Raw genomic sequence first — 21,034 nt, forward strand, 5'->3', positions numbered from 1 at the left:
TATTGAAAATTAAGGCAATAAAAAAGGCTACTCTTGGTAGCCTCTTTTATTAATCCTCTAAAATCATTCTTCCTAACTTATCTTTACTTTTTCTTGAAGAGTAAACAATAAATTCTTTGTCTGATTTTCTATAATATACTCCAGGACGCAATACCAATTCATTTTTAATTACTTCTTCTGGATCTTTTCTTGTCATATTTCCATTAGAATCGAAAATGAATAATGCTGGAACTGCATTGTTATAATTACCTAAGGATTTAATATCATCAATGTTAGTAATTCCTTTGTTTTTAACGTTATCGTTAAAAAGTAAATTAAGTACCCCATCTTTGTAAATTGGAATTGCTCCTAAATATTCAGGACCTTTCCCTAATTGTGTTAATGGAATTTGAATTGAACCACCAACTGCAAAACTTCCGTTACCTCCTGCCATTCCAAATCCAATTGACAATGTAGTTACAGTTGCAGATTGCTCTTTTGGTAAAACATTACCCCATTCAAATGTACCATCAGCTTTTAAACTTGTGATAATAATTTCGTTTTTTGTATATGTTACAGGTGTTGCAGCTAATGGCCCAATACCAGAACTTTGACCTACATAAACATACTGAAATTCAGATAATACGATTAAACCACCATCATTTTTTTCAATAATAGTTGTTATATTATAGAAAGGCTTAACGTCTTTTCCTTTTTTAGCTCTTCTTTCACCTAATAGTTTAACTTTTGTTGCATAATCAAACTCATTAAACTTTACTGCATTAGTTGCATTCGTATTTAAATCAACCGTTGCGTTATAAACTCCTTTAAGTTCTTTATTTGCTTTTCCGTTTTCTCTTACACTTGAATAAAAACCAACAATTTTTAAAGTGTTTTTATTTGTAGAAATCATTTTACAATTGATAATTTCTTTCCCTTTAATATCAATATTTACGATTTCCTTTTTGTATCCGTTACTTCTTTTGAAAGTATGGATTTCAAATTTTTCAATTTGTTCTTTCTTTTTTGAATCTCTATAACTTTCATTAACTACTAAGAAAACATCATCTTGAAAATTAACTTCAAAATCAGAAATTGTAAATTCATAATCTTTTTTACTGTCATCAAACTTAACTTTTTCAGTATTTGAGAACAACGTTCCCATTTTGTCATCAAACAATTTTACTTCATATTTTACCGCATCTTCTTTTGAAAACAATGAAGTATGCATTACTAACAAAGCACCCTCATCTGGAGATAACTTGAAATAAAAATCGCCTCTGCTTGATTTTTTTGCAACTTCAGCATCAAACAATACCACTGGAGATTTACTTAAAACACCTTTATCAGAAACCTGTGTGGCAACTAAATTAAAAATTTTATCTTTTTTATTGTAAACACTACCAATTACATAAAGATTGTCATTTAAAAGAAAAATTTCTTCAAAATCAACTTCTTTGTCACTAATTTGAGGAATTACAATTGGATTAGATGAAATAAGTTTCATTGAACCCGATTCAAATATTTTTATAAAATAATCATCTTTTCCTTTTATAGCTAAAGCAAAGATTTTGTTATTAGATTCTCCAACGATTTTAACGATTTTTTGTTTATCGTCTGCTAACTCTTCTCCATAAGTTAAAGACACTTTGTCTATTTTGTTTTGAGCAACTAAGAATTGAATCCCAAGCACAAAAGCAAACAAAAACAGATTAATTTTTTTCATTATTTATTATTAAAAGATTTGTGGCGCGATATTACAAAAAATGTAAGAATATTTTCTAAAAAAATCTATTTATTAATTACTTTTTCTTGATGTGTAATACTTTCTTGGTGAATTGCTTTAAACAATTGCATTACAAATTCGTTACTCAAACCTTTTTCTTCGCCCTCTAAAATCATTTTTCCTAAGATTTCGTTCCAGCGTTGGTTTTGTAAAATAGCCACATTTTTTTCTTTCTTTAACAATCCGATTTTATCGGCAACTTTCATTCGGTTACCCAAAATTTCTAACAGTTTACCATCAAACTCATCAATTTGCATGCGCAGTTTTGCCATTTTTTGGTTGTATTCGCTTTCATCATCCGACACTTTTCTAACACGTAAATTGATGAACATTTGTTTCAATGTTGCTGGCGTTACTTGTTGGGCAGCATCACTCCAAGCGTTATCTGGGTCAATGTGGGTTTCAATAATTAATCCGTCGTAATTCAAATCTAAAGCTTGTTGCGACACTTCTTGAATCATATCGCGCTTTCCTGTAATGTGCGAAGGATCGCAAATCAAAGGCAAATCGGGAAAACGATTTTGCATATCGATAGCAATTTGCCACTCCGGATTATTACGGTATTTTGTTTTTTCGTAAGTAGAAAATCCTCTGTGAATTACACCTAATTTTTTGATATTCGCATTATACAATCGTTCTAAACCACCAATCCATAAAGATAAATCAGGATTTACTGGATTTTTTAACAAAACGATTTTATCTGTTCCTTGCAAAGCATCTGCAATTTCTTGAACAGCGAAAGGATTTACGGTAGTTCTAGCTCCAATCCACAACACATCGATATCGTGTTCCAATGCTAATTTTACGTGAGCTGCCGTAGCGACTTCCGTTGCCATTAACAAACCGGTTTCAGCTTTGGCTTTTTGTAACCATTTTAATCCAATTTCGCCCACACCTTCAAATCCACCTGGACGTGTGCGAGGTTTCCAAATTCCCGCACGGAAAATAGAAACATCAGAATTCTTCAATTCGTGTGCTATTTTTAAAACTTGTTCTTCGGTTTCAGCACTACAAGGTCCTGCAATTACCAATGGATGATTCAAATGAAAATCATCTAACCAAGTGCGTAATTCTTTTTTATTTTCCATAACCATATTTTCACTGTAAAATTACTATTTATTCTTAAATTATTTATTGTTTACTCTTTTCATATTCGCCCAACACCTTGAAATGCGTTGTCATGATTTCCATTATTTTTTTCGCTTTTTCAAAATGTTTGTATTTTTCAAAAATCACATCTACAAAGAAAGCATAAGTAAAAGGTGTTTCGATAATAGGAAGCGATTGAATTTTCGTTAGATTTAATTTACAATTATTCAACACATTTAAAACAGTTGCTAAGGAACCTGGCGTATCATCTAATTCAAATTTTATTGATGCTTTATTGATGAGTTCTTTTGGAATTTCTTTATTGGATGCTTTTAAAACTACAAAACGCGTTTTATTGCTTTTTACAGTGTGAATTCCGTTTGCAATAATTTCCAAATTGTAAATTTCGGAAGCCACCGGTCCAGCTAGAGCACCGATTCCTTTCAATTGATTTTCCTGAATTCGTTTAGCCGTAATTGCAGTATCCGAACTTTCTACCAACTTAATATGCGGATATTGACTGAAGAAATTCGCACATTGTAGCAAAGCAATTGGATGCGAATGCACTTCTTTGATATCTTGAATTTTTTGACCAGGCAACACCATCAAATTCATGTGAATATCTAAAAAATATTCGCCAATAATATGCAAATCGTATGAATCGATTAAGGCATAATTTGGTAAAATAGCGCCTGCAATTGAATTTTCTATCGCCATGATAGCTTTGTCGGATTGATTGGTTTTCAAACTATTGACCACGTCTCGAAACGAACTGCATTCATCCAAACCAATTGCATCACCAAAATAACGATGTGCTACTTGATGATGAAACGATCCTTGAATTCCTTGAATTGCGATTTTAATTTCCATAATATATGAGCAAAAAAAAATCCCGATTTGCATCGGGATTGTATGTTTATAAAATAAATTTCTTTCTTTATATAATAGCACAACAATCCCTCATCTGTCTCCAGAAGAAATAAAAAGAATTGTTATAAAAAAATGTGCTATTCGTAAGCATTGCGACTTTGTTATTATATTTGGCTAAAGTAATAAAAAAATGTAAACGAAATACTTTTTTAAATAAATTTGAGTTCTTTTAAAAAAAGTTACTTTTGCTAAAATTTACAAGCTATGTCAATAGAAGTTCAAAATATTTCAAAAAATTACGGAGACCAAAAAGCATTGGATAACGTTAGTTTTTCAGTAAAAAAAGGAGAAATCGTAGGTTTTTTAGGTCCAAATGGAGCTGGAAAATCAACTTTAATGAAAATTTTGACTACTTATTTAACGGCTGATAGTGGAACAGCTGTTGTGAACGAACACGATGTAACTTCGGCACAAAAAGAAGTGCAAAAATCGGTTGGGTATTTACCAGAACACAATCCGTTGTATTTGGATTTATATGTGAGAGAATATTTGGCTTTTAATGCTGATTTACATAAAGTTGCTAAATCTAGAATTGACGAAGTAATTGCTTTAACAGGATTAACGCCTGAAAGTCACAAGAAAATTGGAGAATTATCTAAAGGTTACCGTCAACGTGTAGGATTAGCAACGGCTTTATTACACAATCCGGATGTGATGATTTTGGACGAACCAACAACTGGTTTAGACCCAAATCAATTAGTCGAGATTCGTGATTTGATTAAAAACATTGGAAAAGATAAAACCGTTTTTCTTTCCACGCACATCATGCAAGAAGTGGAAGCGATTTGCGATAGAATTATCATTATCGATAAAGGGAAAATTGTTACTGATAAAAAACTAAACAATTTAGTAGCTGAAGAAGCCGAACAAATTATTGAAGTTGAATTTGACAAAAAAGTTTCTGAATCTGATTTTACGGCTTTATCAAATTTGAAATCAGCAAAAAATACGCATGATTTAGTTTGGGAATTGACTTTTACCTCAACTACCGACATGCGCCCAGCATTATTTGATTTTGCTCAAGCTAATAATTTGAGAACCTTGCAAATTGTATTGAAAAGTAAAAACTTAGAGCAGATTTTTAGAGAAAAAACAGCAAAAAAGAAATAAAAAAATCTCCTTACAACTAAAACTGTAAGGAGATTTTAAAAGTATTGTGACCTTTATTACTTAACTGTCACTAAATACTTTTGTCTGAGTTTGTCGTAATCATCGTAAACCACAGAAAGTGCGTAACTCGACAAATTTTCATTCAACAACGAATTGTAAATGAAATCTTCTTCCGTAAAACCATATTTGGTAATGGCCTCTTTGATGTATTTTACGGCAACCTCTTTTTTATTCTGATAAAAGTAACAGTTTGCCACTTCTATATACACGTCTTTTAAATTTTCACCTTTCGACAATTTAATGTAATTTTCATACTCTTTAATTGCTTCAGTATAATTTTTCTTCTCGGTAAGTGATCTAGCCTTTGTTAAGATAGAATCCAATTCATTTGCGAAGGTTAACTGGGAAATGAATAAAATTACGAATGAACAGATAATTTTTTTCATGGGTTTAGTTTTTTGTTAGTATAAATTTACAATTATTTTTCTAATAAAAAATATATTTTTTTTAATCACAATCATTTTAAAGGAAATTTAAAACAAATATTTAACATTTTTATTGTATTATTTTTAAATAAAAACTCATAAAAGCGCATAAACATAAATTAAACCTCTCAAAACAATCAAAAAATAGAAAAATTCGAAAAAATTCACTTTTAAAAAACAATAAAATGTCATTAATCGAATTTATGTGCTTTTCGTCGACAAATTTATTACTAAATAGGTAATCAAAAACCATCTTTCATTTAAAATAACAATTTGTTAATTTAAAATCTGAATGATTACAATTTAATAAACAACGTCCTTGAAACACTAACTTCACCTACGAATAAAAGTCTAACTTGGTTTAAAAAAAAATCTCCTAAGCACAAAATACTTAGGAGACCTAACTTTAAAAAGAGCTAATAATTTAAAAAATCTCTCTTGCAATTGCTTTAACATTCTCCGCTTTTCCCATAGAATAATAATGCAAAACTGGGATTCCAGCTGCTATCAGTTCTTTACTTTGTTGGGTACACCATTCAATACCTATTTGCTTTACAGCATCATTATCTTTTGCTTTAACTACTTCCATGATTAAATCATCAGGTAACTCTAAACTGAATCTGTGTGGAATTAAGTTCAATTGCTTTTTAGTTGCGATAGGTTTTAATCCTGGAATAATAGGAACTGTAATTCCAGCCGCTCTGCATTTGGCCACAAAATCGAAGAATTTTTTATTATCAAAAAACATTTGGGTAATGATATAATCCGCTCCGTTTTTGATTTTTTGCTTTACGAAATGAATATCACTATCTAAACTTGGTGCTTCCATGTGTTTTTCGGGATAACCTGCAACTCCGATGCAAAAATCGGTTTTAGTGGAATTTTGCAAATCTTCGTCCAAATAAATTCCTTTATTCAAATTACTAATTTGCGTTACTAATTCCGAAGCATAGGCATGACCTTCTTTTTCAGGTTTGAAGTAAATTTCACTTTTTACCGCATCGCCACGAAGTGCTACGACATTGTCAATTCCTAAGAAATCCAAATCAATCAATAGATTTTCTGTATCTTCCTTGGTAAAACCACCGCATAAAATATGCGGAATGGCATCGACTTCGTATTTATTCTGAATTCCAGCACAAATCCCAACCGTTCCCGGACGTTTTTTTACTACTTTTTTCTGAAGCAAGCCGTTTTCTAACTCTTTAAATTCGTATTCCTCACGATGATACGTTACATCAATAAATGGCGGATTGAATTCCATCAACGGATCGATACTATCAAAAATAGATTGAATGTTTTGACCTTTTAATGGTGGTAAAATTTCGAAGGAGAACAAAGGTTTTCCGTTTGCGTTTTGAATATGTTCCGTTACTTTCATTTTAATCTGCTAAATTGGGTGATAGCCATTTTTCGGCTAATTCTACACTTATATTTTTTCTTTTGGCGTAATCTTCTAATTGGTCTTTTTTAATTTTTCCTAAACCAAAATATTTACTTTCTGGATTGGCAAAATAATAGCCCGAAACCGAAGCCGCTGGCCACATCGCCATACTTTCGGTTAACTGTACTCCTATTTCTTGTTCCACATTTAATAATTTCCAAATTGTTGGTTTTTCTAAATGGTCAGGACAAGCGGGATAACCAGGAGCGGGACGAATTCCTTTGTATTGTTCTTTGATTAATTCGTCATTTGATAACACCTCATCCGAAGCGTAGCCCCAAATTTCTTTTCGGACTTTTAAATGCAAATATTCTGCAAAAGCTTCTGCTAATCTATCACCTAACGCTTTTACCAAAATGGAATTATAATCGTCTAATTGCTTTTCGAATTCCGAAGCTTTTTCGTCAACTCCAAAACCTGTGGTAACACAAAAACATCCTACGTAATCTTGTTTACCAATTTCTTTAGGAGCAATAAAATCTGCTAAAGCAATATTTGGAGCTCCCACTGTTTTTTGAGATTGTTGTCTTAAAGTTAGAAGTTGGAAGCTGGAAGTTGGAAGATTTACTTCGATGTCATCATCATTAACAGTATTAGCTGGGAAAATTCCTAAAATTCCTTTTGCTGTGAACCATTTTTCTGAAACAATTTGAGAAAGCATTTTTTGGGCATCTTTATATAAATCAGAAGCTTGTTCGCCTACAATTTCATCCGTTAAAATCGCTGGAAATTTCCCATACAATTCCCATGATTGAAAAAACGGTGTCCAATCGATAAAATCTACTAATTCCGAAAGTTCAACTTCAATGGTTTTTGTTCCAATGAAGTTTGGTTTTATTGGTTCGAACGTATTCCAATCGATTTTGAATTTATTTTTGCGAGCTTCTTCAATAGATAAGAAATTTTTCTCTCGACTTCTGTTCAAATAACCATCACGAAGTGAATCGTATTCTTCACGAAGCGATTTTGCATAAGTAACTTTAGTATCGGGTTGTAATAAATGGGTTGCTACAGTTACTGCTCGCGATGCATCATTCACATGAACCACGGTTTCTTTATATTCTGGCGCAATTTTTACAGCCGTGTGCGCACGAGAAGTGGTTGCGCCGCCAATCATTACTGGAATTTTGATGTTCAATTTATCCATTTCTTTAGCCAAATACACCATTTCGTCCAACGAAGGCGTAATCAAACCACTCAAACCTATAATATCTACATTTTCTTTAACCGCAGTTTCTATGATTTTTTCGGGCGGAACCATCACACCTAAATCGATGATTTCAAAATTATTACACGCTAAAACTACAGATACAATGTTTTTTCCAATATCATGTACATCACCTTTTACAGTTGCCATCAACACTTTTCCGGCCGAAGACGATTTTCCATCTTTTGAAGCTTCAATGTAAGGAAGTAAATAAGCCACCGCTTTTTTCATAACACGTGCCGATTTCACCACTTGTGGCAAGAACATTTTTCCACTTCCGAATAAATCACCAACCACATTCATTCCAGCCATCAAATTGATTTCGATAACTTCTATAGGTTTTTCAACTAACTGACGTGCTTCTTCTACATCAATCTCAATAAACTCGTCAATTCCTTTTACTAAAGAATGAGTTAATCGATCTTGAACCGAACTATTTCGCCATTCTGCCACAGCTTTTTCATTTGATTTTATATCGCCTTTGAAACTTTCCGCTAATTCCAACAAACTTTCGGTAGCATCGTCTTTTCTGTTTAAAAGAACATCTTCAACATGTTCAAGCAAAACCTTGTCAATTTCATCATAAATCTCTAACATTTCTGGATTTACGATTCCCATTGTCATTCCATTTTGAATGGCATGATATAAGAAGGCCGAATGCATCGCTTCACGAACTTTATCGTTGCCACGGAAAGAAAATGATACATTACTAACTCCGCCCGAAATATTCGCATACGGAAGATTTTCGCGAATCCATTTGGTTGCTCGGAAGAAATCTAAAGCATTTAATTTATGCTCTTCCATTCCGGTTGCGACTGGAAAAATATTAGGATCAAAAATGATGTCTTCAGCTGGAAAACCAACTTTTTCAACTAATATATCGTAACTTCTTTTACAGATTTCAATACGTCTTTCGTAAGTATCGGCTTGACCATTTTCGTCAAAAGCCATTACGATTACAGCGGCTCCGTATCGTTTGATTAATTTGGCATGATGAATAAAAGTAGCTTCTCCTTCTTTTAAAGAAATCGAATTCACCACACCTTTTCCTTGAATGACTTTCAACCCAGCTTCGATGATTTCCCATTTTGAAGAATCAATCATCACAGGAACTCGGGCAATATCGGGTTCGGCCGCGATTAGATTTAGGAATTTGGTCATAGCATAAACACCATCTAACATTCCTTCATCCATATTAACATCGATGATTTGCGCGCCACCTTCTACTTGAGCACGTGCAATTTCTAAAGCTTCATCGTATTTTTCTTCTTTAATTAAGCGAAGAAATTTTCTAGAACCGGTTACGTTTGTTCGTTCTCCAACGTTTACAAAATTGGTTTCTGGAGTTACAATCAAAGGTTCTAAACCTGATAATTTTAAATATTTATCGGAATTATAACTCATTACTTATTCTTTTATAATGTTTCGCAACATCTTTCCAAAAGGATTTACTGTTGCTGACGTATTGGCAAACCCAACATCGTTGCGACTGTAAAAATGTTTCGAATTGTATTTTTATGGTACTGTTTTTCATTGTTTAATTTTTCAAATAATTGATAAATCAATTATTAAGACAACGTATACGTTGTCTCTACGGTGCGTGGTTTGAATTCTTTTGCTACCTCCGCAATTAATTTGATGTGTTCTGGGGTTGTTCCACAACATCCGCCGATGATATTTACTAAATTTTCCTGTAAATACTCCCTAATCAATTGTTGCATTTCTTCTGGTGATTGATCGTATTGTCCGAAGGCATTTGGCAAACCTGCATTGGGATGTGCCGAAATATTTAACGAGGTATTATTTCCTAATCGTTTCAAATACGGTTTTAATTGGTCCGCTCCTAAAGCGCAATTAAACCCTACACTCAACAAAGGAATATGCGAAATCGAAATCAAAAAAGCTTCCACCGTTTGTCCCGATAATGTTCTTCCAGAAGCATCGGTAATTGTTCCGGAAACCATTACTGGAATATCGATATTTCGTTCTTCTTTTACTTCTTCAATAGCAAACAAAGCGGCTTTCGCATTCAACGTATCAAAAATCGTTTCTACCAAAAGTAAATCGCAACCGCCATCAACTAAAGCTTCGACTTGTTGTTTGTAGGCAATTTTTAAATCGTCAAAATTCACTGCTCTGAAACCTGGGTCATTAACATCAGGACTCATAGAAGCGGTTCTATTTGTTGGACCGATGGAACCCGCCACAAATCTTGGCTTATCGGTAAATTCACCCGCTACTTCACGAGCGATTTTAGCCGATTGAAAATTCAATTCGTAGACTAAATCTTCCAAATAATAATCGGCCATTCCAATAGTCGTTCCCGAAAAAGTATTGGTTTCTACAATATCAGCACCTGCTTCAAAATAAGCGCGATGTACTGATTTTACAGCTTCTGGTTGGGTAATGGAAAGCAAATCGTTGTTTCCTTTTAAAGGATATGGAAAATCTTTGAAACGTTCGCCTCTAAAATCTTCTTCTTCAAATTTATAACGTTGTAACATCGTTCCCATGGCTCCATCGAGCACGAGAATTCGTTTTTTGATTTCTTCTTGAATTTTTGACATTGTATTCTCTCGCAAAGGCTAATTACCTAATTTTCTTGATTAACTTAATTTGTTACCGCAGAAAGTTGGAGAGCAATTCTAACGTTATCTGCTTCCGATAAATCGGAATAGAATGTAGCACCTTTCCACTAGCGCGGGAGGTTGCTAAGCTTTCACAGGGTCTATTCCCTCCAGCTTTCGTGATAACAAACACTATAATTATGAACACTGCAAATGTAGTGACAAAATTGAAATAATGAAATATTTTCTAAAATTTCATTAATAAAATAATTTTAATAGATTTATATTCTAAATTAATCGTCTTAAAAAGAATACAAATCTATAAAATAGTTTGAAAACTTTTATTCTAACGCTTGTTTTAAGTCGTTAATTACGTCTTGAACGGTTTCCAAACCAACAGAAACGCGCACCAAACCATCCGTAATACTAACTGCCAAACGTTCTTCTTCTGTTAATTTACTATGCGTTGTAGAAGCTGGATGTGTTACAATAGAACGCGTATCACCTAAATTCGCAGACAACGAACACAGTTTGATTTTATCTAAAAACTTTCTCCCGGATTCAATTCCGCCTTTGATTTCAAACGCTACAATATTTCCGCCTAATTTCATTTGCTTTTTAGCGACTTCATATTGGGGATGCGATTTCAAAAAAGGATATTTTACTGAAGCGACATTTGGATGATTTTCTAAAAATTCAGCAACTTTTAAAGCATTTTCACAATGTTTTTCGATACGAACCGGCAACGTTTCTAAACTTTTAGACAACACCCAAGCATTGAATGGCGATAACGCTGGACCAGTATTTCGGGAAAACAAATAAATTTCACGAATTAAATCGGAGCGACCAACGGTTACTCCACCTAAAACACGACCTTGACCATCAATTAATTTGGTTGCGGAATGAATCACTAAATCGGCACCAAATTGAATTGGATTTTGAATGTAAGGAGTCGCAAAACAATTATCTACAATTAAAATCAAATTGTGTTTTTTGGCAATTTTCCCCAACAACTCCAAATCTAAAATATCAACCGCTGGATTGGTTGGTGATTCTGCGTAAAGAATTTTGGTATTCGGTTGGATGTAATTTTCAATCGTTTCCGGTTGGTTCACATCGAAATAACTCGTCGTAATATTCCATCTCGGAAAATATTTGGCAAACAACGTATGTGTCGAACCAAAAACACTACTCGCAGAAACAATATGTTCACCAGAATTCAATAAAGCAGCAAAAGTTGAATACACAGCCGCCATTCCGGTTGCGAAAGCGTAGCCGTCTTCTGCTCCTTCCATTTGACAAATTTTTTCAACAAATTCAGATGTGTTGGGATTGGAAAATCGGCTGTAAATATTGCGTTCTTTCTCTTCAGCAAACGAAGCGCGCATATCTTCGGCATCTTCAAAAATAAAACTCGAAGTTAAATATAGCGGAACGGAATGTTCTAAATACTGTGTACGTTCTAATTGCGTTCTGATGGCTTGGGTTTCTAACCCTAAATTTTGATTGCTCATGGTTTTGTTTTGTTTTTAAAACATATAAGTCATAGAAGTTTTACTTGACTTATAAAGAATAGTTTAAGTTTATTTAAGTGTAAAACCCACAAGACTTTTACATCTTGCAGGTTTTGAGCTTGGGTGGTTATAATTTTTTTTCGGATAAACGTAAAATATCTCCAAAAACACCTCTTGCGGTAACAGATGCTCCTGCTCCTGCTCCTTGAATTACAATAGGTTGTTCACCGTACGATTCTGTATAAATTTCAAAAATAGAATCCGAACCTTTTAACGAGCCTAAAGCAGAATTGGCTGGAACCGAAATTAGTTTTACTTCTAATTTTCCTTTGTCTTGTTGTAAATCGCCGGATAATTCGCCGATGTATCGCAACACTTCGTTTGGTCCTTGAGCGTCTTTGATGTTTTGGTAAATTCCATCTAATTCAGATAAGCGTTTTAGAAAATCTGAAGCGCTTCCTTCGCGTAAAGCTTCTGGAATTAAGTTTTGGATTTGGATTTCTTCAAATTCGTTTTGTAAATCTAATTCACGTGCTAAGATTAATAATTTTCGTCCCACATCGTTTCCATTTAAATCTTCTCTTGGGTCAGGTTCAGTAAAACCTTTTTCGATAGCTTCTTGCAATACTTCGCTGAATTTCTTTTCTTCAACTGAAAAATTATTGAATAAATAACTCAAAGTTCCAGAGAAAACACCTTTTATCTTGGTGATATTTTCACCTGATAAATGCAGTAATTTTATCGTATCTATTAAAGGTAAACCTGCGCCAACATTCGTTTCATACAAATATTCTTTTTGGTTATCTTTTAGCACTTTTCGTAGTTTTTTGTAAAAATCAAAGCTTACCGTATTCGCGACTTTATTTGACGAAATCAAATCGAAACTATTTTCAGCTAAGGAAATGTAATTTTCAATGAAAGTCGCACTCGCGGTGTTGTCAATTGCGATTAAATTTTCCAAATGGTGCTCTTTAGCGTAAGCGATAATATCTTCTACTTTATATTCCTGACCTTTGTCTTCTAATGTAGCTTTCCAATTTTCGCTAATTCCAAATTTATTCAACAAGACCTTCTTTGAATTCGCAATCGCAAATACATTCAACTTGATTCCTTTTCGCTTTTCGATGTTTTTTGCGGATTCTAAAATTTGAGAAATCAAAGTTCCGCCAACCGTTCCATGACCGAAAATTGCGATGTTGATTTTTTTCGCTACACCAAAAATTTCGCCATGAATCACATTTAAAGCTCGTTTGAATTCATCTTGACTAATTACCAAACTGATATTTCTTCCTGTAACCGTATTATTCAATAAAATTGGCGTGATTTTATTTCGGATTAAAGCCGTGTATGGTTTATGGAAATTCGTTAAATCTTGACCAATAATCGAAATCACAGCAATGTTATCGTTTACCGAAATTTTGTTGACATCTTTCATGTAAAAATCGGTTTCAAATTCTTTTTCCAAGCCCACTAACGCTTTCGAAGCCTTATCAGAACTGACGACTAAACCAATTCCTCTCTCTGAAGAACCTTGCGAAATAATGCTTACGCTAATGTCGTTTTCAGCCATCACACGGAAAATTCTTGCATCAACCCCTGTTTTTCCTAACAAACCTCTTCCTTCTAAATTTATCAACGACACATTCGTTAAAACCGAAAGCGATTTGATGCCTTCATTGGTTTGTTCAGAAGTGATTAATGTTCCATCATTTTCAGGATTGAAAGTGTTTAAAATGCGCAACGGAATATTTTTTTCTACCAAAGGAATGATGGTTTTGGCATGTAAAATTTGTGCTCCAAAATTTGCCAATTCATTCGCTTCATTAAATGACAAGCGCTCAATTTTTTTGGCATCGGCAACTAAATCAGGGTTTGCAGTGAAAATTCCGTCAACGTGAGTGTAATTTTGAAATTCTTCGGCGTTCAGATAATTAGCTAATAAAGAAGCCGTGTAATTACTTCCGTTTCTTCCTAAAGTAGTGGTTTCGTTATGTAAAGTTGAACCAATAAAACCCGTAACAATATTCACTTTATCCGAATTTTTCTCGAAATAATCTAAAACATTTCGCTTCGAAACAGCTTCAATTGGCTGGGCATTTCCGAAGTTAATATCGGTTTTTATTAATTGACGCGAATCGGTGAATTGTGCTTTGATGCTGTTTTCGTTTAAGACATAAGCGACATATTTTGCCGATAGAATCTCGCCATACGCTATAACTTGATCTTTAATTTTTTCGCTGTAATCTCCTAAAAGCGAGACACCTTCTAGTAATTTCTGTAAAACCGAAAATTCTTCTTCGAAGATGTTTTCTTTCAAACCTTCTAATTGGTATTTTTTGAATTGCTCAAAATCCGCTTGAAAATTGATGTTGGCTTGTGCTTTTTTTAATAGAATTACCAATTCGTCAGTAGCATTTCCTCTTGCCGAAACTACGACTGCAATGGGTTCGTTATTGAAATATTTTTGAGCAATCGTTTGAATTACTTTTTGCAATCCTTCTCCGTTTGCTAATGATTTTCCTCCAAATTTTAATATTTTCATTTTAATTAAATATAGGTTTAAGTATGTTGTTTAGTTGTTCAAATTCTATCAAGAAAGCATCGTGTCCGTGAATGGATTTGATTTCGTGATAAAATGCATTGTTTTTGTAGTTTTTGACTTCCTGAAAAGCAGTTTTAATTTCGTTTGCCGTAAAAAAGTAATCAGTATCCACGCTAATTAGATGAATGTTTGATGTAATGTTTGTAATAACTTCTGACTTACTTTTGTTTTTAAAAATATCTGTAGTTTTCAATAAATGATTCATGAGTTTGTAAGCCGAAAGCTGAAATCGATTTTGCAATTTTTCTCCGTGATGCAATAGCCAACTTTCCACTTGAAACAATCCTTCTGAGTTTTGCAATTTAGTATTGAATTTTTCTTGTAGTGATTCAGGTGTTCGATATAATAACATGGCGTGAATTCGGGCATCGTGAATTGGATTTTTGGAATTATTCAAAATAAAATCTTGAATTAATACATTTCCAATCAACCAATCAGAAGCTTTCCAATTTGTAGCAACCGGAATTAAATTCGCAATCGCTTTTGGTCGAATTGCCGCCATTTCCCAAGCAATTGCTCCACCTAAACTTCCACCAATCACTGCAAAAACTTGATTGACTTTAAATGAATCGATTCCTTTCCAAAATAAATTGGCGATATCATAAGTGGTGAAATCTTTATAGTTTTGAATCAAATTTTCCGCATCTTGGTAACCGTTTCCAGGAATATTGAAAGCTAAAACCGCATATTTTTTGGTATCGATAATTTTATCATCGCCAATTAACGATTGCCACCAACCATTTTCGCCAATAACTTGCGAATTTCCAGTTAAAGCATGATTCACTACCACCAAAGGCGCTGAACCAACTGGTTGTCCAAACAACTGATAGGACAAAATCACTTTGGATTGCACTACTCCATTTTGCAATGGAACATTTTGGAACACTATTTTTTGAATTGTACTCATCTTTCTTTTTAAAAAAAGGCTACCTTTAGGTAGGTCTATCGGTAGCCTTCAAACAAACAAAAACCTAAACTAAATTTTGAACTGGCAATTTTTCGAAAACACTTTGCAAATCGGCTTTCAAATCTTCAATATCTTCTAATCCAACTGATAAACGAATTAAATCTTTCGTTACTCCAGTTGTGATTTGTTGTTTTTCTGACAATTGTTGGTGCGTAGTACTTGCTGGATGAATAATTAATGATTTCGTATCACCAATATTCGCTAACAATGAGAAAAACTGGGTTTCATCCGCAACTTTTTTTGCGGCTTCATAACCACCTTTTAATCCAAAAGTTACGATACCACTTTGTCCTTCTGGCAAATATTCTTGAGCTAAATCATAATATTTTGATGAAATCAATCCTGGATAATTTACCCAAGCTACTTCTGGACGTTTTTGTAACCATTTAGCTAATTCCAAAGCGTTTTCACTGTGCTTTTTGATTCGGATAGCCAATGTCTCCAAACCTTGAATAATTTGAAACGCATTAAATGGACTTAACGAAGCGCCCAAATCGCGTAATCCTTCAATTCTAACTTTTGCCATGAACGAAGCTGCCCCTAACACTTCATAATATTTTAATCCGTGATAACCAGCTGAAGGCTCTGTGAATTCTGGGAATTTTCCGTTGCTCCAATCGAAATTTCCCGCATCAATGATAACCCCTCCAAGAGAAGTTCCGTTTCCACCGATGTATTTGGTTAACGAATGAATTACGATGTTAGCTCCGTGTTCGATTGGGTTTAGCAAAAAGGGTGTTGCCACTGTGTTATCCACAATAAAAGGCACTTTGTAGGTTTGTGCTGCTTTTGAAATGGCTTTTAAATCGAGTACATCTAATTTTGGATTTCCTAAACTTTCTGCGAAGAAAACTCTAGTATTTTCTTGTGCTGCGCTTAAGAAATTTTCTGGATTTGATGGATCTACGAATGTTGTGGTGATACCTAATCTTGGCAAAGTCACGTTTAATAAATTATACGTTCCGCCATATAAACTATTTGAAGCTACGATATGGTCGCCAGCTTTTAACAACGTTAACAAAGCAGTTGAGATTGCTGCGGTTCCTGAAGCGGTTACGACAGCTCCAATTCCGCCTTCTAATTTGGCTAAACGTTGTTCTAAGATGTCGTTTGTCGGGTTATTTAATCTTGTATAAATAAAACCGGCTTCAGCTAAACCAAAAAGATTGGCTGCGTGGTCTGAATTATTGAAAACGTAAGATGTAGTTTGGTAAATTGGAACCGCTCTTGTTCCTGCGTTTTTAGTTGTATCGTGTCCTGCGTGTAAAGCGTTTGTTGCAAATTTATTTGTGCTCATGATATTTTTATTTTTGATGTTATTATATTTTTAAATGTTTTTAATTGTACTGAGTTTGATTCAGCTACACATTCGACAACATCGTCTTGGATTGTAAATGGCTATTTTCATGTTCTGTTGTGTTTTTTAGAAATAAAAAAACCTCTGCTTTCGACAGAGGTTATATTGAATTAATTTACTTTTAAAATTATGCAATAGTCTTCCTCTGCGGATTGTTCCACATCATCATACACATATTGCACATTGTAAAGTTCATCTTCTATTTCTTTTAGTTTGACAGGGCAAAATTAGATTTATTTTCTACAATAAAAAAATAAATAGATTATTTTTCTGAATTTTGTTATTTTAAAATCTATATTTAGAATAATTTTCACTAAAACAATTTTTAAACCGAAAATTATTCTAAAAAACCTTCTAATTGTAATTTCGAAATGAATAAAATAAAAAAAAGTTAACAATCATTTGGAATTCAATTTCATTTCATACATTTGCATCCGAAAACTAAGAGGAAAAATTTGAACTGATTGCAACCTCATTAAAAAATGCTAAAGCAGTAATTACTACTCCTTTAGGCACTACCTGCAATTATTTTTCCTCGCTTAAAATTTAAAAATAATTTATTATGGCTTATTTATTTACGTCAGAATCAGTGAGTGAAGGACATCCTGACAAAGTTGCGGATCAAATTTCAGACGCATTAATTGATAACTTTTTAGCATTTGACCCTGAGTCAAAAGTAGCTTGTGAAACTTTAGTTACTACAGGTCAAGTAATTTTAGCTGGAGAAGTAAAATCAAATACTTATTTAGATGTACAAACTATCGCAAGAGATGTAATCAAGAAAATTGGTTACACGAAAAGCGAATATATGTTCGAAGCAAATTCTTGTGGAGTTTTATCTGCTATTCACGAACAATCTGCCGATATTAATCAAGGAGTTGATAGAGCAAGCAAAGAAGAGCAAGGTGCAGGTGACCAAGGAATGATGTTTGGTTACGCTACAAATGAAACAGCTGAGTTCATGCCGTTAGCTTTGAAATTATCTCATCAAATTCTTCAAGAATTAGCGGATTTAAGAAGAGAGAATAAAGAAATCTCTTACTTACGTCCAGATGCGAAATCTCAGGTTACTTTAGAATATTCTGATGATAACAAACCGGTTCGTATTGATGCTATTGTAGTTTCTACACAACACGATGATTTTGCTGATGAACCAACGATGTTAGCGAAAATCAAAAAAGATATTATTGAGATTTTGATTCCAAGAGTGATTGCTAAAAATCCACAATATGCTCATTTATTTAATGATGCAATTAAATACCACATCAACCCAACAGGAAAATTCGTAATTGGAGGACCTCACGGAGATACTGGTTTAACTGGAAGAAAAATTATCGTAGATACTTACGGAGGAAAAGGAGCTCACGGTGGTGGAGCATTCTCTGGAAAAGACCCATCTAAAGTAGACCGTTCTGCTGCTTATGCAACACGTCACATCGCTAAAAACTTAGTTGCTGCTGGTGTTGCTGACGAAATTTTAGTACAAGTTTCTTATGCTATTGGAGTTGCCGAACCAACATCAATCAACGTAAATACTTACGGAACAGCAAAAGTAAATTTAACTGATGGAGAAATCAGCAAAGTTGTTGAAAGCATTTTTGATATGCGTCCTTACTTTATTGAACAACGTTTAAAATTAAGAAATCCAATCTATAGCGAAACAGCAGCTTACGGTCACATGGGAAGAACTCCTGAAACCGTAACTAAAACGTTTACTGCTCCAGGTGGTTTAACAAAAACGGTTACAGTTGAGTTATTTACTTGGGAAAAATTAGATTTCGTAGATAAAGTAAAAGCAGCTTTTAACATCTAATAATCTACTGAATACAAAATAGTTAAACCCATTTATTTTAAAATAAGTGGGTTTTTTATTTTCAGATTTTATACTTTAGCAAAAAATTCATTTTTAATGAAAACCATTATACAAATATTCTTTTTTGTGATTTTTTTAAATAGTTTCGCAATCTTTTCACAAATTGGAATAAACACAACAAATCCAAAATCTACATTAGATATTGTAGCTACTGATAGTAACTCACCCTCAAATACGGATGGAATTCTAATTCCAAGAGTTAATAATTTTCCGGCCACTAATCCAACAAGTGATCAAAATGGCTTATTAATTTACCTAGCAACAACAGTTGGCAATAACGCACCTGGTTTTTATTATTGGGACAACAATAGTGTTTCTTGGAATTCTGTAACAAACACAAAAAATGTTTGGTTGATAAATGGAAACACCAACACCAATCCAAACAACAACTATATTGGAACAAAAGACAATACGGACTTCATTTTTAGAAGAAACAACAATCATTCAGGAATTATAGCTATCAATAATACTTCTTTTGGAAATAACTCTTATCGACCTGTTGGAAGTAGCTCTAATAATACTGCGTTTGGTAGTTTTTCGCTAAGTAGCACTACTAATGGAAACTCTAATACAGCCGTAGGATTTAATACTCTAAAAAACAATACTACAGGGTATTCCAACAGTGCAATTGGAGCCTTATCTATGACCAATAATACCGTTGGAAATTCTAATACAGCTTTAGGAATATATTCATTAAACAACAATACTACTGGAAATTCAAATACATCAATTGGATCAAATTCATTATTAATGAATATTTCAGGAAATGAAAATTCTTCTTTAGGAAACAACAGCCTATACAACAATACTAATGGAAACTACAATGTTGCAATAGGAACTTACTCGCTATACACCAACACAAGTGGAAATAATAATACTGGGATTGGTTCTTATACACTAACTGCTAACTCAACAGGCAGTAATAATGTTGCTGTAGGACTAGCCTCCTTAAGTTTCAATACAATTGGCTATCAAAACACCTCAATTGGTAATAATTCTTTAAACAATAATACTATTGGTTTTCAGAATACTGCCGTTGGAACTTTTTCTTTGTACAAGTCTAAAACTGGAAATCAGAATACCGGATTAGGCAGCAACTCCTTGTACAACAACGATTCTGGCTCAAATAACACAGCCATTGGTTTTAATAGTTTATACAACAACCTATCAGGAAACAATAATAGTGCTTTTGGAAGCAATGCTTTGTTTAGTTCAACCATTGGAATAGGAAATTCCGCTTTTGGAAATCAATCATTATACGCAAATACTGGAAATTACAATTCTGGTTTTGGGGAATTCACTTTAAAAGCAAATACAACTGGAAATAATAATGTAGCTGTTGGATCAAATTCATTGGAAAACAATACAACAGGAAGTTTCAACACTAGTATTGGCAGAAATGCTTCAAAAAACAACAATACAGGAGAAAACAATATAAGTTTAGGCTACAATGCTTTAATGAATAATACTTCAGGAAATCATAATATTTCCTTGGGAAACAACTCTTTATCAAGCAACAATGGTTCTTTTAATACTAGTATTGGAAACAACGGGTTGGTTTCAAATAATTCAGGAAATTACAATACAGCTATTGGTTATAATGCTTATAATTCAGGAGATTACAACAATTCAACCGCAATTGGATATAATACATATGTTTCAGGTGACAATCAAATTAGATTTGGTAATTTTGACATTACCAGCATTGGCGGAGCTGTTGGATGGTCTAATTTATCAGATGGACGTTTGAAAGAAAACATTCAAAATAATGTTGTAGGATTAGATTTTATTTTAAATTTAAAACCTGTTACTTATAATTATAATTTTAAAGCTATTGACCCAAAAAGTCAAAACAACAACATTAGATATTCTGGATTTATAGCTCAAGAAGTCGAGCAAACTGCCAAGAAAGTCAACTATGATTTTAGTGGTGTTGATGTACCAAAAAACAAAAATGATTTTTACAGTTTACGTTATGCCGAATTTGTTGTTCCAATAGTAAAATCAATACAAGAACAACAAAAAACAATTGAAGCATTAAAACTAGAATTAGAACTCCAAAAACAAAAAAACGAAGCTTTGGAAAAAAGGCTAAAAGCGATTGAAGAGAAACTTAACTAAATA

At 33.3% G+C, this 21,034-nt stretch carries 14 protein-coding genes and 1 riboswitch; of the genes, 3 read left to right on the forward strand and 11 right to left on the reverse strand.

Features of this window, described 5'->3' with window-relative positions; genetic code table 11:
- Window positions 1-49: 49 nt before the first annotated feature.
- From BP92_RS0109770 to BP92_RS0109780, 3 genes are all read right to left on the reverse strand, one after another.
- Entirely contained in the window at window positions 50-1,705 is a 1,656-nt protein-coding gene (locus BP92_RS0109770) for a hypothetical protein (RefSeq protein ID WP_026725904.1), read from the reverse strand.
- A 65-nt stretch (window positions 1,706-1,770) separates the two neighbouring features.
- Window positions 1,771-2,853, reverse strand: a complete 1,083-nt coding sequence (locus BP92_RS0109775) for a bifunctional 3-deoxy-7-phosphoheptulonate synthase/chorismate mutase type II (protein ID WP_026725905.1) — start codon at window positions 2,851-2,853, stop codon at window positions 1,771-1,773.
- A 43-nt stretch (window positions 2,854-2,896) separates the two neighbouring features.
- Window positions 2,897-3,724 carry a prephenate dehydratase gene (locus tag BP92_RS0109780; protein ID WP_026725906.1) on the reverse strand — a complete coding sequence of 276 codons (828 nt, stop codon included), beginning with the start codon at window positions 3,722-3,724 and terminating at the stop codon, window positions 2,897-2,899.
- 264 nt (window positions 3,725-3,988) lie between these two features.
- On the opposite strand from BP92_RS0109780, the gene gldA reads away from it, so the two are divergent.
- A complete protein-coding gene (gene gldA / locus BP92_RS0109785) occupies window positions 3,989-4,894 on the forward strand; it encodes a gliding motility-associated ABC transporter ATP-binding subunit GldA (protein WP_026725907.1) in 906 nt (301 codons plus the stop codon).
- A 56-nt stretch (window positions 4,895-4,950) separates the two neighbouring features.
- Here the strand turns inward: gldA and BP92_RS0109790 are convergent, their stop codons facing one another.
- The 8 genes from BP92_RS0109790 to BP92_RS0109830 all read right to left on the reverse strand — a co-directional run bounded on the left by BP92_RS0109790 (window position 4,951) and on the right by BP92_RS0109830 (window position 16,977).
- Window positions 4,951-5,340 (reverse strand): tetratricopeptide repeat protein, encoded by a 390-nt coding sequence (locus BP92_RS0109790; protein ID WP_026725908.1) that lies wholly within the window; start codon window positions 5,338-5,340, stop codon window positions 4,951-4,953.
- Between the two features lie 463 nt (window positions 5,341-5,803).
- Window positions 5,804-6,760, reverse strand: coding sequence for a methylenetetrahydrofolate reductase [NAD(P)H] (gene metF, locus BP92_RS0109800; RefSeq protein ID WP_026725909.1), 957 nt, complete (start codon window positions 6,758-6,760; stop codon window positions 5,804-5,806).
- Between the two features lies 1 nt (window position 6,761).
- A complete protein-coding gene (gene metH / locus BP92_RS0109805) occupies window positions 6,762-9,434 on the reverse strand; it encodes a methionine synthase (protein ID WP_026725910.1) in 2,673 nt (890 codons plus the stop codon).
- Window positions 9,435-9,598: 164 nt separating this feature from the next.
- Window positions 9,599-10,597 (reverse strand): homocysteine S-methyltransferase family protein, encoded by a 999-nt coding sequence (locus tag BP92_RS0109810; protein ID WP_035693246.1) that lies wholly within the window; start codon window positions 10,595-10,597, stop codon window positions 9,599-9,601.
- 81 nt (window positions 10,598-10,678) lie between these two features.
- Window positions 10,679-10,786, reverse strand: a riboswitch (SAM riboswitch).
- A gap of 152 nt (window positions 10,787-10,938) precedes the next feature.
- Window positions 10,939-12,111, reverse strand: a complete 1,173-nt coding sequence (locus BP92_RS0109815) for a trans-sulfuration enzyme family protein (protein ID WP_026725912.1) — start codon at window positions 12,109-12,111, stop codon at window positions 10,939-10,941.
- A gap of 127 nt (window positions 12,112-12,238) precedes the next feature.
- Complete coding sequence (gene thrA / locus BP92_RS0109820) at window positions 12,239-14,653, reverse strand: bifunctional aspartate kinase/homoserine dehydrogenase I (protein ID WP_026725913.1); 2,415 nt, start codon at window positions 14,651-14,653, stop codon at window positions 12,239-12,241.
- 1 nt (window position 14,654) lies between these two features.
- On the reverse strand, window positions 14,655-15,620 hold the full coding sequence (locus BP92_RS0109825; protein WP_026725914.1) for an alpha/beta fold hydrolase: 966 nt from the start codon (window positions 15,618-15,620) through the stop codon (window positions 14,655-14,657).
- 64 nt (window positions 15,621-15,684) lie between these two features.
- A complete protein-coding gene (locus tag BP92_RS0109830) occupies window positions 15,685-16,977 on the reverse strand; it encodes an O-acetylhomoserine aminocarboxypropyltransferase/cysteine synthase family protein (protein ID WP_026725915.1) in 1,293 nt (430 codons plus the stop codon).
- Between the two features lie 622 nt (window positions 16,978-17,599).
- Between BP92_RS0109830 and metK the strand changes: the two genes are divergently transcribed.
- Window positions 17,600-18,850 carry a methionine adenosyltransferase gene (metK, locus tag BP92_RS0109835; protein ID WP_026725916.1) on the forward strand — a complete coding sequence of 417 codons (1,251 nt, stop codon included), beginning with the start codon at window positions 17,600-17,602 and terminating at the stop codon, window positions 18,848-18,850.
- A 96-nt stretch (window positions 18,851-18,946) separates the two neighbouring features.
- A complete protein-coding gene (locus BP92_RS0109840) occupies window positions 18,947-21,031 on the forward strand; it encodes a tail fiber domain-containing protein (RefSeq protein WP_026725917.1) in 2,085 nt (694 codons plus the stop codon).
- Window positions 21,032-21,034 lie beyond the last annotated feature (3 nt).

This window comes from Flavobacterium sasangense DSM 21067 (assembly GCF_000686885.1).
Classification (GTDB): Bacteria; Bacteroidota; Bacteroidia; order Flavobacteriales; family Flavobacteriaceae; genus Flavobacterium; species Flavobacterium sasangense.

Excerpts from the sequence above, each read along its gene's own strand:
- metH (WP_026725910.1), bottom strand. The coding sequence starts at position 9,434 with ATGAGTTATAATTCCGATAAATATTTAAAATTATCAGGTTTAGAACCT.
- metF (WP_026725909.1), bottom strand. The coding sequence starts at position 6,760 with ATGAAAGTAACGGAACATATTCAAAACGCAAACGGAAAACCTTTGTTC.
- BP92_RS0109840 (WP_026725917.1), top strand. The coding sequence starts at position 18,947 with ATGAAAACCATTATACAAATATTCTTTTTTGTGATTTTTTTAAATAGT.
- BP92_RS0109825 (WP_026725914.1), bottom strand. The coding sequence starts at position 15,620 with ATGAGTACAATTCAAAAAATAGTGTTCCAAAATGTTCCATTGCAAAAT.
- BP92_RS0109815 (WP_026725912.1), bottom strand. The coding sequence starts at position 12,111 with ATGAGCAATCAAAATTTAGGGTTAGAAACCCAAGCCATCAGAACGCAA.
- BP92_RS0109770 (WP_026725904.1), bottom strand. The coding sequence starts at position 1,705 with ATGAAAAAAATTAATCTGTTTTTGTTTGCTTTTGTGCTTGGGATTCAA.
- metK (WP_026725916.1), top strand. The coding sequence starts at position 17,600 with ATGGCTTATTTATTTACGTCAGAATCAGTGAGTGAAGGACATCCTGAC.
- BP92_RS0109780 (WP_026725906.1), bottom strand. The coding sequence starts at position 3,724 with ATGGAAATTAAAATCGCAATTCAAGGAATTCAAGGATCGTTTCATCAT.
- thrA (WP_026725913.1), bottom strand. The coding sequence starts at position 14,653 with ATGAAAATATTAAAATTTGGAGGAAAATCATTAGCAAACGGAGAAGGA.
- BP92_RS0109775 (WP_026725905.1), bottom strand. The coding sequence starts at position 2,853 with ATGGAAAATAAAAAAGAATTACGCACTTGGTTAGATGATTTTCATTTG.
- BP92_RS0109830 (WP_026725915.1), bottom strand. The coding sequence starts at position 16,977 with ATGAGCACAAATAAATTTGCAACAAACGCTTTACACGCAGGACACGAT.
- BP92_RS0109790 (WP_026725908.1), bottom strand. The coding sequence starts at position 5,340 with ATGAAAAAAATTATCTGTTCATTCGTAATTTTATTCATTTCCCAGTTA.
- gldA (WP_026725907.1), top strand. The coding sequence starts at position 3,989 with ATGTCAATAGAAGTTCAAAATATTTCAAAAAATTACGGAGACCAAAAA.
- BP92_RS0109810 (WP_035693246.1), bottom strand. The coding sequence starts at position 10,597 with ATGTCAAAAATTCAAGAAGAAATCAAAAAACGAATTCTCGTGCTCGAT.